Origin of the sequence: Shewanella sp. ISTPL2 (assembly GCF_013283205.1) — a bacterium.
Taxonomy (GTDB): domain Bacteria; phylum Pseudomonadota; class Gammaproteobacteria; order Enterobacterales; family Shewanellaceae; genus Shewanella; species Shewanella oncorhynchi.
The window spans coordinates 1,565,091-1,577,305 of sequence record NZ_JAAPAV010000001.1 but is presented as its reverse complement, the minus strand read 5'-3'; the positions used below and the strand labels follow the sequence as shown (position 1 = coordinate 1,577,305).

Here is a 12,215-nt window from a genome sequence, read left to right as displayed (position 1 = left end):
TGGACGGCTTTTTTAATGCTGAGCGTAAGAATAAATCTAGGCTTTGATCAACAGGTCCCGCAGGTGCTTGACTTCATCACGCATTGCCGCCGCTTGTTCAAACTCTAAGTTGCGCGCATGTTCATGCATCTTCTTCTCAAGCTGATCGATTTGATGGCTCAACTCTGCCGCATCGGCTTTATGATAATGGGACTTAGGCTCAGCCACTTTGCCATACACAGCTTTACTGTCGCGGCTATCATCCACATCCATCACATCGGTGATCCGTTTAACGACGCCCTTAGGCGTGATACCGTGTTTTAAGTTGTGCGCCCGCTGACGTTCACGACGTCGGTCAGTTTCACCTATCGCTTTCTCCATCGAATTGGTGATGCGATCGGCATAGAGGATCACTTTACCATTGACGTTACGCGCCGCGCGGCCAATCGTTTGGATGAGCGAGCGCTCAGAGCGCAAGAAGCCCTCTTTATCGGCATCTAAAATACACACCAATGACACTTCAGGCATATCTAAGCCTTCGCGCAATAAGTTGATCCCAACCAATACATCAAACTTACCTAAACGCAGATCGCGGATGATCTCAACCCGTTCGACAGTGTCTATGTCCGAATGCAGATAACGCACTTTTACGCCATGTTCGTCGAGGTATTCAGTCAAATCCTCCGACATACGCTTAGTCAGCGTCGTCACTAGCACCCGCTCATTGACGGCCACTCGCTTGGCGATTTCAGACAATAAATCGTCCACTTGGGTCCCAACGGGGCGCACTTCTAATTCAGGATCGAGTAATCCCGTTGGCCGCACGACCTGCTCAGCAATCTCGCCTTCGCTCTTTTCCAGCTCGTAGGCACTCGGTGTTGCCGACACATAGATAGTTTGCGGCATCAATTGCTCAAACTCTTCAAACTTGAGCGGCCGGTTATCCAAGGCGGACGGTAAGCGGAAACCGTATTCCACAAGTGTGGTTTTACGGGAACGGTCACCTTTGTACATAGCGCCGATTTGCGGCACTGTCACATGGGATTCATCGATAATTAATAAGCCGTCGGCAGGCAAATAGTCGAGCAAGGTTGGTGGCCCTTCCCCCGGTGCGCGGCCAGACAAATAGCGCGAGTAGTTTTCGATGCCAGAGCAGTAACCCAACTCCACCATCATTTCCACATCGTATTGCACCCGCTCATGGATACGCTGGGCTTCAATTAACTTGTTGTTATCGAGTAGATATTGCTTACGCTCGCGTAGTTCTTCTTTAATAAACTCAGTGGCGGCGATGATTTTTTCCCGCGGCGTGACATAGTGTGTTTTAGGGTAAACCGTCGTACGTGCGATACGTTTAATAATATGGCCCGTTAACGGGTCAAACTCACTTAAGCGTTCAATCTCATCGTCGAACAACTCGACTCTAATAGCATTACGCTCAGAATCGGCGGGGAAAATATCAATCACTTCACCGCGCACACGATAAGTACCACGTTGTAGCTCAATATCATTGCGCTTGTACTGCAATTCACTGAGACGAATTAAGATGTCACGCTGCCCCATCACATCGCCTTGGCGTAGATGCAGCAACATTTTTAAATAGGAATCGGGATCGCCCAAGCCATAAATAGCCGACACCGAAGCAATCAGCACCACATCCTTACGCTCTAACAGCGCCTTAGTGGCGGATAAACGCATCTGCTCAATGTGAGCATTAACCGAAGCGTCCTTTTCGATAAAGGTATTTGATGCAGGTACATAGGCTTCGGGCTGATAGTAATCGTAGTAAGAAACGAAATACTCGACCGCATTATGGGGAAAGAACTCTTTCATCTCGCCATAAAGCTGCGCCGCCAAGGTTTTATTAGGCGCCATGATAATCGTGGGCCGACCTAACTTTTGGATCACATTGGCAATCGTGAAGGTTTTACCTGAGCCCGTCACCCCGAGTAAGGTTTGGCAGGCCAGACCCGCTTCGAGTCCATCGACTAATTTGGCAATCGCTGTAGGTTGGTCGCCTGCGGGGGCGAATTGCGATTCAAGCTGAAAAACAGATTCTGACACGCGCACATATCCTTTTAGTGAGTCGCACCATTCTAATCAAGTCGCCGACTAAGCTCCACAGTTATCCTTCCTGTCGTCATATCAATACGGTCTAAAACCGCAAGATGACAATTTAAAGGAAGAAACATGAAACTTTTAAACTAAGGCGTTTTCAGCGTTTTTTGCTCACAAAACACCCGCAAACTAAGCAAAAATGCCAATTTAATACACAAGAAATCAATTTCGTTCGATTACAAAATTGCAACCTTGTTTTCACCCTCAACAAAAACCACTTGCTTTTAGTATGCATTTGATAATACTTAAATTTATTTTTGAACCCCAAAATAGTGCATTTTAAGTCCGCCGCCCATACCCCAAGGCTTTGGCGGCCATTTTTCAGGACAACTCACAGGGTTATCCACAGATTTTGTTGATAAGTCGAAATAACCTAGAAACCACGCGGGATTGGAGGCTGTCATGTGCCTTAACAACCGTCTCTCGGCATTTAGTAATTTAATTACATTTGATAAATGTTGCTACTTGTATCAATTTCACTAACTGTAATTAACACGCGCTGTGGTAGCGCATCTGGTGCCACAACTTTATAGTGAAGTGCATCACTTCATTTGAAAAACAGCTCACGCTAATTCGATAAAGCCTCAATTAACACCTCCATCAACAACAGCAAACTTGTTAAAACAGAAAAACAGACTTTAACAGCGAAAAGATAACCCACGTTTTCTATCGGTATAAAGAACTGAGTAAATTCACATTACCCCACCTGAGATCCTTTTTTGAGCGGTTTGAGTCTTAAGTACTCGACCAAGTACCGAAAACGGTGTCGATTATTTAGCGAATGATTTCAATTTCATAGAATCACCGCTTAAAAACGATGGACTCAATTATGGCTATATTGCGAATTGTTAAGTGGTTTTTCACGGAAAATGTCGAATTCTGCACCACGATGCACATTAGATGAGCACTTAACAGCATAATTACACTTTTTTTAGTAACTCGAGTTGACTCATCCAACAGAGCGTTTTACTATGCGCTCCGTTCTCAACGAGTCGCTACGATTGTGTGAAACGATTCCCCTGTAGTTCAGTCGGTAGAACGGCGGACTGTTAATCCGTATGTCACTGGTTCAAGTCCAGTCAGGGGAGCCACTTTTAGCACATGATAAAAATGAGTTAGAACAAGCAGTAAGATAAGTTGTAAACAATTCCCCTGTAGTTCAGTCGGTAGAACGGCGGACTGTTAATCCGTATGTCACTGGTTCAAGTCCAGTCAGGGGAGCCAATTACATTATCAAGCTGAAGCATTAAAATGATTCCCCTGTAGTTCAGTCGGTAGAACGGCGGACTGTTAATCCGTATGTCACTGGTTCAAGTCCAGTCAGGGGAGCCAATTTAAGCAAGCTAAAAAGTAGATAGTAATATCGCACCTCGATTCCCCTGTAGTTCAGTCGGTAGAACGGCGGACTGTTAATCCGTATGTCACTGGTTCAAGTCCAGTCAGGGGAGCCATTTAAAAAGTGTTATTTCTGTAAAGTCGATAGCAATATCGCACCCTCTACTCCCCTGTAGTTCAGTCGGTAGAACGGCGGACTGTTAATCCGTATGTCACTGGTTCAAGTCCAGTCAGGGGAGCCAATTTATTCTTCATTTTGTTCCCGTGTCTTTGCCTCTTCCGGCTTCTAGTTACCCTATTCTTTTCCGTTTTGTTTTTAAGCAAATGCAGTTACACTGTTATCAGCTTATTAATAAAAATTTATGAGTGTCATCACACAGATAGCTGCAGTTAAGTATTCTTGACTTAAACTTATCCTGTTTGAGCTCACCCAAAAAAATAGAGCGGATTTTTATGGCCATGTCAAAATCATATCCAATTTTTTTACTGCTTATTTTCTTAGGTCTTTTTGCTTGGGTATATCAAAGCGAAAATAGCCAATTACAAATCCAACAACAGCAAGAACTGGATAGCTTTAAAACCAGTTTAACCCGCTACCAACAATGGCAAGGTGATGGCGCCGAACTCTTCAAAAAGCTTTCTGAAAATTACCCATTCCAATTTTTCCAATATATTGATGATACCGATGGCCAACGGAGTCATACAGAAGGTCGTTTAGACAGCCAACATCCTCATCCTTTAGCCCGTTTATTTTCTATCGAGCTCAGTCATACACAAAAATTGGCAACCGGTCGTTTACAAGTCAAACTCAGTGCAAACCAAGCGATTGAAACTTCGATTAGTCATACTCAAAAGCTCGGTGTCATGTTACTGGTGGCTTACCTTATCTTGCTGTTAGTGTTTATTCTGTTAATGTCAAAACATAGGGCGGCGATACGTTATGCTGCTGATTATATTTCAAAAATACCTGAGTTAGGGTTTTCTGCTGTCGCATCATCAAAACTCACAGGTGAGCTCAACCCCATTGGAATATCCCTTGAAGAGTGTCGTCTTCAACTTAAAGCCCAAATCGATAAACTCAATCAAGAGAATGAAAAGCTGCATAAAGCGGCCTATCAAGACACAGTGACGGGTTTTGGTAGTCGCCAGCGCTTTACCCAAAAATTAGAAACCATAAGCAATCCCGATATTCCTCAATTGGGGCTGATGGCAATGGTTAAGGCCACAGAGCTTGCGCAAATCAATCAAAAACAAGGGCGAACTGCGGGGGATGATTATCTTTCAAGGGTGGCAAATTGTATCCGCAAAGCCTGTAGTAAGTATTCAGATGCAGAATGTTTCAGGGTATCGAGCGCTGATTTTGCCATCTTTATTCCTGATGTCATGCTGAAGGATGCGCCAAAATTTTTAGATCAATTAAAAATTTATCTCGATGAATATTTGCAGATGACAAAAGCGGAATCTGTTGCCCATATCGGTTTAGTTCCCTATCACCAAGGTACCGATGCGGTTAATTTACTGACGATTGCGGATACCGCAGTCAGCATAGCGCAGACCCTTGGACCTAATAGCTATCATATCCAAGAAAAACTCAATGGTGACGAGCAGTTTGGTGATGATCGCTGGAAAATGGCGATCAATGATTTAGTCACTCGCCAAGCATTAAAATTCTACCAACAGCCAATTCAGCCGTGTCGTACCGATGTAGAGGTTTACCGTGAGTTGTTGGCGCGCTTTTACAATAGCGAAGGTAAGTTTTTACCGACCACCACAGTGATCGCTATGGCCGAACGTCACGGAATGAGTTCTGAATTAGATAAACTGGTGGTGATCAGTGCATTAAGAATGCTTAAGGAAAACCCGACCATTTCGGGTAACTTTGGCATCAATATCAGCGCATTTTCTGCGCATCAAGATATGTTTGTCGCTTGGCTAAAGGACATTTTAGGCAAGCAAAAATACATCGCCTCGCGCTTAGTATTTGAGATCAATGAGTCCGGTATGCAGTCTAACTTAGGGGCAAGCTATAAGTTCGTTCGCGAAATACATAGCGTTGGATCGCGGGTGTCGATAGAGCGTTTTGGCATGAGCTTTACGTCCTTCAAATTCTTCAGTGAAGTGCGCCCAGACTACATAAAGCTTGATGGCAGCTACACATCGAACATCGATGAAGACAGCAATAATAAGTTCTTCGTCCGTATGATGGTGGATGTTGCAAGACGGATAGGCATTCGGGTTATTGCGACCAGCGTCGAACGCCAAGAAGAAAAACTCACCCTCGAAAAACTCTTAGTTGATGGATTGCAAGGCTATTACATAGCACAGCCCCAAGCCATGGCGATTACAGATCAAATTTAATACTTTAACGGGTTAATTCGTCGCCAAAATTTACAGTAAAGATGGTTAACCCTGCATTCTATATGTTGTTTATGCAAACGGAAAAGTCGATAATACGGCCAAGATCCGTTTAGAAAAGTATTGAGATGACTGAATATCTCCTCTTGTTGATCAGTACAGTACTGGTCAACAATTTCGTTTTAGTGAAATTCTTAGGCTTGTGTCCTTTCATGGGGGTCTCCAGTAAACTGGAGTCCGCTATTGGCATGTCTATGGCGACTACTTTTGTGCTGACGTTAGCCTCAATTCTCAGTTACCTCGTCAACCAGTATCTATTATTACCCTTTGATCTGAGCTACCTGCGAACCATGAGCTTCATTTTAGTGATTGCGGTTGTGGTGCAATTTACTGAAATGGTGGTGCAAAAAACCAGTGCTGCACTGCATCGCGCTTTAGGCATTTACCTGCCGCTGATCACCACTAACTGTGCGGTGTTGGGTGTTGCCCTATTGAACGTTAACGAGAAGCACGATTTTATCCAATCGGCTATCTATGGCTTTGGTGCTGCATTAGGCTTCTCATTAGTGTTAATTCTCTTCTCGGCGATGCGCGAACGTTTAGCAGCCGCAGATGTCCCCTTACCTTTCAAAGGCGGCGCCATAGCGATGATCACCGCAGGTCTTATGTCCCTCGCCTTTATGGGATTCACAGGATTGGTTAAGTAAGATGTCCGGAATTTTAATTGCAGTCATATTGTTGACCCTATTGGCATTAGTCTTTGGGCTATTACTCGGTTTTGCCGCCGTTAAATTTAAGGTTGAAGGCAATCCGATTGTCGATGAACTCGAAGCGATTCTGCCACAAACCCAATGTGGTCAATGTGGTTACCCTGGCTGTCGCCCTTACGCTGAAGCGATTGCCAACGGCGATAAAGTCAACAAATGCCCTCCCGGCGGCACTGCCACCATGGAAAAACTGGCGACCCTGATGGGCGTCGAGCCAGAGCCGCTGAATGCCGAAGCACAATCTCAAGTGAAAAAGGTCGCCTACATACGTGAAGACGAATGTATTGGCTGCACTAAGTGTATTCAAGCCTGCCCCGTGGATGCGATTATCGGTGCAGGTAAGCTTATGCATACTGTGCTGACAACCGATTGCACGGGTTGCGATCTCTGTGTTGAGCCTTGTCCCGTCGATTGTATTGATATGATCCCAGTCACCCAGAATCTTAAAAATTGGAACTGGCGCTTAAATGCCATCCCAGTGACTCTCATTCAAGAGATTCAGAACCAAGACCCACAGTTAGAAGAGGAAAAGCGGTGTTAACTTTATTAGATCAATTAGATAAAGGAACCCTTTGGCGCTCACCCGGTGGTATACATCCACCCGAAGTCAAATTCCTCTCGAACGCGACGCCGATTAGCCAACTGCCCTTAGCCGCTACGTACTTAGTGCCCATTCCTCAAGTCGGTGAAAACTGCACACTTGCGGTAAAAATCGGCGATAGCGTATTAAAAGGCACGCCGTTAACGCAAGGCACCTCCATTTGGCATTTACCTGTGCATGCGCCGACATCAGGCACTATCGTTGCCATTGAGCCAAGGGCAAGTAACCACGCCTCAGCATTGCCGGTTAATACCTGCGTTATCCAAGCCGATGGCAAAGACACTTGGTGTGAGCTGGTGCAAAATGAGCTTGATGATTTAACCCATCAACAGATGATCGATAAGATCCGTGCTGCTGGCATTGCAGGCATGGGCGGCGCGGCGTTTCCAACTCATATTAAGCTTAATCCGGTCAGTGAAATTGATTTAGTCATCATCAACGGCGTCGAGTGCGAACCTTATATCAGCGCCGATGACAGATTAATGCGCGAATACAGCCAAGATATCCTCGCCGGTATTGGCATTATTCATCGGTTATTAACGCCAAAACGCATTGTTATCGCCATTGAAGATAATAAGCCAGAAGCGGCCAAAGCCATGCAAGCTGCAGTCGTCCAATGTGGGCTCCCAGCGGACAGTATTCGGGTAACGGTCATTCCGACAAAATATCCTTCTGGTGGTGAAAAGCAGTTAATTCAAATCATTACTGGCCGCGAAGTACCCTCGGGCGCGATTCCCGCCAAACTCGGTATCGTCGTGCATAACGTCGGCACTGCCTTTGCAATTCATCAAGCGGTTACCCAAGGTAAACCGCTGATTGAGCGCGTTGTGACTGTGACGGGCAAAAATGTCGGTAAACCGGGGAACTACTGGTTACCGATAGGCACACCTGTTGAGCATGTGCTAGCTGCGACTGAGTTCACGCCAGAACCTGAACAAAAGGTGATTATTGGCGGGCCTATGATGGGCCATGCATTGGCGAATATCCAAGTGCCTATTTTAAAAGGTACTAACTGTATTCTGGTGCCAAGCAGCCAAGAAATAGGAACTACGCCAGAAGAAAAAGCCTGTATCCGCTGCGGCGAATGCGCCAATGCCTGCCCTGCACTCTTATTGCCACAGCAACTCTTTTGGCACGCCAAGGCCGAAGAATATGACAAAGCTGCCAGCTACAATCTAAAGGATTGTATTGAATGCGGTTGTTGTAGTTACGTCTGCCCGAGTGATATTCCCTTAGTCGAGTATTACCGCATTGCCAAGTCTGCACTTAAACAAGCCGCCGATGAAAAGCAACAAGCGGAGCGCGCTAAACAGCGTTTCGATGCCCGTTTAGCGCGTCTTGAAGAAGAAAAGCTTGCCCGTGAAGCTAAGGCCAAAGAAGCCGCAGAGCGCCGACAAGCGACTATGACTGGCACAGATAAAAATGCCGTTGCTGAAGCCATGGCACGGATCGCCGCGAAAAAAGCCGCAGCGGCACAATCAGCAACTGAAGAGTTGTCGACTGAAGAATCATTGAATCATCAATCAAACGTAATAAGCACTGATACGACAGACGCGCCCAAGGGTAAAGCTGCCGTTGCCGCAGCCATCGCCCGCGCTAAGGCGAAGAAAGCCGCCCAAGTGAATGCCAATGGTGCTGATACAAACGATGTGGTGAATGTTACTGCAAGTGATGAATCCTTCTTAGCAACAAATGCAATCGCGCAAGAAGTGCCGTTATCTCAGAAGGACAAAGTCGCCGCGGCCATTGCTCGTGCCAAAGCTAAAAAGGCGGCTCAGCAAGCCGATACTGCGCCGCTTGAGCCTACTGAAACCACTGACAGCACATCAGAAGCCAGCGCTGCCGATGATAAAAAGGCCAAAGTGGCTGCCGCAGTCGCGCGGGCAAAAGCCAAGAAAGCGGCGCAGCAAGCAGAAACCGCCGCTAGTGATATTGAAGTTAGCAATACTGACGTTAGCGTTAGTGATGTTAGCGTTAGTGACGTTAATGATTCAGAAGCGATTAAGAAAGCCAAAGTAGCCGCCGCGGTTGCCCGTGCTAAAGCGAAAAAAGCCGCGCAGCAAGTTGAGACAAATGCTGACAATGATTTAACTCAGACAGCGACTCCAGCAGTTGATTCCGCAGCTAGCGTTCAAGCAGATGTGAATGATGATACAGAAGCAGCCGCTACTGACGTTAACGACGCTAAAGCGATTAAAAAGGCCAAAGTGGCCGCCACTGTTGCTCGTGCTAAAGCGAAGAAAATAGCTGCGGCATCAGCAGCTGAGTCTGAAATAGAGTCCGTTGACGACATTCAAACTAAAGCTAACGTGGCATCGCCGTCGATAGCAGCCCTTGATGCCGTCGCAACCAAACCCGAAGCCGTTTTACCATCCGCAGAACAAATTGCAGAACCCATTGAAACGGCAGCCTTATCAGGCGATGAGCTTAAAAAAGCACGGATTGCTGCGACCATCGCCAAGGCGAAAGCCAAAAAAGCGGCACTCGCTCAACAAACCGAAGCCTCGAGCGATTCAAATGTTGCTAATGATTAAGAACAGAATGATAAAAAGGGAACACAATGGCGTTTAAAATAGCCTCATCACCCCATGTCACACGTAATTTGCATACCTCAACTGTGATGCAAAGGGTGATTTTATGTTTACTGCCGGGCCTTGTGGTGCAATGCGCCTTTTTTGGCTGGGGCACGCTTGTTCAAGTGTTGCTTGCGATTCTTGTTGCCCTAAGCTGTGAGGCCGCGGTGATGAAACTTCGCAATCGTGATATCAAAGCCAGCCTTAGCGATAACAGCGCCATGCTGACCGCAATCTTGATTGGTGTCGCCATTCCTCCCCTAGCACCTTGGTGGATGATAGTGATGGGCACCGCCTTTGCGATCGTTATCGTTAAGCACCTTTACGGCGGTTTAGGCCATAACCTGTTTAACCCTGCAATGGCGGCGTATGTATTGCTGTTAATCTCATTCCCAGTGCAAATGACCACTTGGATAGCACCGAGTACCGTTGCGCTGCATTCGCCTAGCCTAGCTGAGAGCTTGCAACTTATCTTCAACATTGGCGCCCACGTTAACTTGGAACAGTTTCGTTTAGGGATAGATGGCATCGCAATGGCGACACCACTCGATACCCTTAAAACCGATTTATCCCTAGGATTAACCACCACTGAAAGCCAGACTAAAGCCATCTTTGATGGCAGCACAGGCGTAGGTTGGTTCTGGGTGAATTTAGCTTATCTGGCTGGCGGTTTAGTGTTACTTAAACTGAAAGCCATTCGTTGGCACATCAGTACTGGCGTGTTATTGGGGCTCTTTTTCGCATCGAGTATCGGTTTCTTACTGTCGCCCGATACACAAGGCAGTCCCCTATTACATTTGTTTTCTGGCGCGACCATGTTAGCGGCATTTTTTATCGCAACCGATCCCGTCACAGCAGCAACCAGCCCCCGTGGTCGCATTATCTTCGGCGCGTTAATTGGTGTGTTGGTGTATATCATCCGCATTAAAGGCGGTTACCCTGACGCCTTTGCCTTTGCCGTGTTATTGGCTAACCTCAGCGCCCCCTTTATTGACTACTATGTGCGGCCACGCACCTATGGTCATTCAGCTAGCTAAGGTCATTTGGCGGACTACAGTCATGCTACAAGATAATGTCATTCTGCTGGCAACGAGAGCTTAAGGAAAAAGAGTTGAAAAATCCGATGATTAAAAATGGTTTTTTATTGGCGCTGTTTGCCTTGATTTGCACGGGTCTCGTCGCCGCGGTCAATCAACAAACCTTTGACAAGATTAAGCAGCAAGAACAACAGGAATTGATGCGAGTATTGCAACAATTAATCCCTGATGAAATACATGATAACGAGCTTACCGCTCAGTGTACCTTGCTATTAAACAAAGAAGCATTAGGCACGGATAGTCCAATGCCAGCCTATATTGCTACCCATGCAGGCAAGCCTGTCGCTATCGCCATGGAAGCCATAGCACCCGATGGCTATAGCGGTAATATCAAATTAATTGTTGGAATTAATATCCAAGGTGAAGTCTTAGGCGTACGTACCTTGTCCCACCAAGAAACCCCTGGGCTGGGTGACAAAATTGAACTACGTAAATCGGATTGGGTCACTCAGTTTGTTGGTAAAGTGCTGGGCTCTGCAGATGATAAGCAATGGTTAGTTAAAAAAGATGGCGGCGATTTTGACCAATTTACCGGTGCAACCATCACCCCGCGCGCTTATGTTAAAGCAGTCAAAAACGCGGTATGGTATTTCAGCACTAACCAAGCACAAATTTTCAGCCAGCCGCTAAATTGTGAGGCCAACCATGACTAATTATCGCGAAATTGCGTGGCAAGGACTGTGGAAAAACAACCCAGGCCTAGTGCAACTGTTAGGTTTATGTCCGCTACTCGCGGTTACTGCAACGATCACTAACGCCCTTGGCCTTGGTCTAGCCACTATGCTGGTGCTGATTGGCTCTAACATTTTGGTGTCACTGGTGCGCGACTATGTGCCAAAAGAAATTCGTATTCCTGTGTTTGTGATGATCATCGCCGCGCTAGTCACCACAGTGCAACTGCTCATCAATGCCTATGCCTACGGCCTGTATTTATCCCTTGGGATCTTCCTGCCATTAATTGTGACGAACTGCATCATCATCGGCCGCGCCGAAGCCTTTGCCTCGCGCAATAATGCGTTTAGTGCCGCCTTCGATGGCTTAATGATGGGCCTTGGTTTTACTTTAGTGCTTACAGTGCTGGGCGCAACGCGGGAAATCTTAGGTCAAGGCACACTGTTTGATGGAGCGGATCAACTGCTCGGCCCATGGGCTAAATCGTTAACCATGCATCTATGGCAAGTCGATACCCCATTTCTCCTTGCTATGTTGCCACCCGGCGCATTTATCGTGATGGGATTATTGATTGCATTGAAAAATGTAATTGATAAAAAAGTCAAAGAACGCCAACCTCAAGTCGCCGCAGAACCGAGCGTTACCCGCGCACGGATCACTAAGGTAGGTTAGGCTTTCAAGTAACGACAGGCATTATGGCGCTCGTGTTAACGCGTTT

9 protein-coding genes and 5 tRNA genes are annotated in these 12,215 nt (G+C 46.5%); 12 read left to right on the top strand and 2 right to left on the bottom strand.

What is annotated here, in order from left to right; genetic code table 11:
- Positions 1-36 precede the first annotated feature (36 nt).
- Entirely contained in the window at positions 37-2,043 is a 2,007-nt protein-coding gene (uvrB, locus tag HUB64_RS07060) for an excinuclease ABC subunit UvrB (RefSeq protein ID WP_173496685.1), read from the bottom strand.
- Positions 2,044-2,348: 305 nt separating this feature from the next.
- Complete coding sequence (locus tag HUB64_RS07055) at positions 2,349-2,501, bottom strand: hypothetical protein (RefSeq protein WP_158497640.1); 153 nt, start codon at positions 2,499-2,501, stop codon at positions 2,349-2,351.
- Between the two features lie 611 nt (positions 2,502-3,112).
- Here HUB64_RS07055 and HUB64_RS07050 point away from each other — a divergent pair.
- From HUB64_RS07050 to HUB64_RS06995, 12 genes are all read left to right on the top strand, one after another.
- Positions 3,113-3,188, top strand: a tRNA-Asn gene (locus HUB64_RS07050).
- Between the two features lie 57 nt (positions 3,189-3,245).
- Positions 3,246-3,321, top strand: a tRNA-Asn gene (locus HUB64_RS07045).
- Between the two features lie 32 nt (positions 3,322-3,353).
- Positions 3,354-3,429 (top strand) — tRNA-Asn (locus HUB64_RS07040).
- A 43-nt stretch (positions 3,430-3,472) separates the two neighbouring features.
- Positions 3,473-3,548, top strand: a tRNA-Asn gene (locus HUB64_RS07035).
- 50 nt (positions 3,549-3,598) lie between these two features.
- Positions 3,599-3,674 (top strand) — tRNA-Asn (locus HUB64_RS07030).
- Positions 3,675-3,885: 211 nt separating this feature from the next.
- Positions 3,886-5,790, top strand: coding sequence for a GGDEF domain-containing protein (locus HUB64_RS07025; protein WP_173496684.1), 1,905 nt, complete (start codon positions 3,886-3,888; stop codon positions 5,788-5,790).
- 125 nt (positions 5,791-5,915) lie between these two features.
- Entirely contained in the window at positions 5,916-6,494 is a 579-nt protein-coding gene (gene rsxA / locus HUB64_RS07020) for an electron transport complex subunit RsxA (RefSeq protein ID WP_006081543.1), read from the top strand.
- Between the two features lies 1 nt (position 6,495).
- A complete protein-coding gene (gene rsxB, locus HUB64_RS07015) occupies positions 6,496-7,095 on the top strand; it encodes an electron transport complex subunit RsxB (protein ID WP_063884360.1) in 600 nt (199 codons plus the stop codon).
- Entirely contained in the window at positions 7,089-9,689 is a 2,601-nt protein-coding gene (rsxC, locus tag HUB64_RS07010; protein ID WP_173496683.1) for an electron transport complex subunit RsxC, read from the top strand. The genes rsxB and rsxC overlap by 7 nt, the downstream gene beginning before the upstream one ends.
- Before the next feature lie 26 nt (positions 9,690-9,715).
- Positions 9,716-10,765 carry an electron transport complex subunit RsxD gene (gene rsxD, locus HUB64_RS07005; protein ID WP_173496682.1) on the top strand — a complete coding sequence of 350 codons (1,050 nt, stop codon included), beginning with the start codon at positions 9,716-9,718 and terminating at the stop codon, positions 10,763-10,765.
- A gap of 74 nt (positions 10,766-10,839) precedes the next feature.
- A complete protein-coding gene (rsxG, locus tag HUB64_RS07000; protein WP_131524983.1) occupies positions 10,840-11,478 on the top strand; it encodes an electron transport complex subunit RsxG in 639 nt (212 codons plus the stop codon).
- On the top strand, positions 11,471-12,169 hold the full coding sequence (locus HUB64_RS06995) for an electron transport complex subunit E (RefSeq protein ID WP_028760019.1): 699 nt from the start codon (positions 11,471-11,473) through the stop codon (positions 12,167-12,169). Before rsxG ends, HUB64_RS06995 begins: the two co-directional genes overlap by 8 nt.
- Positions 12,170-12,215: the final 46 nt, after the last annotated feature.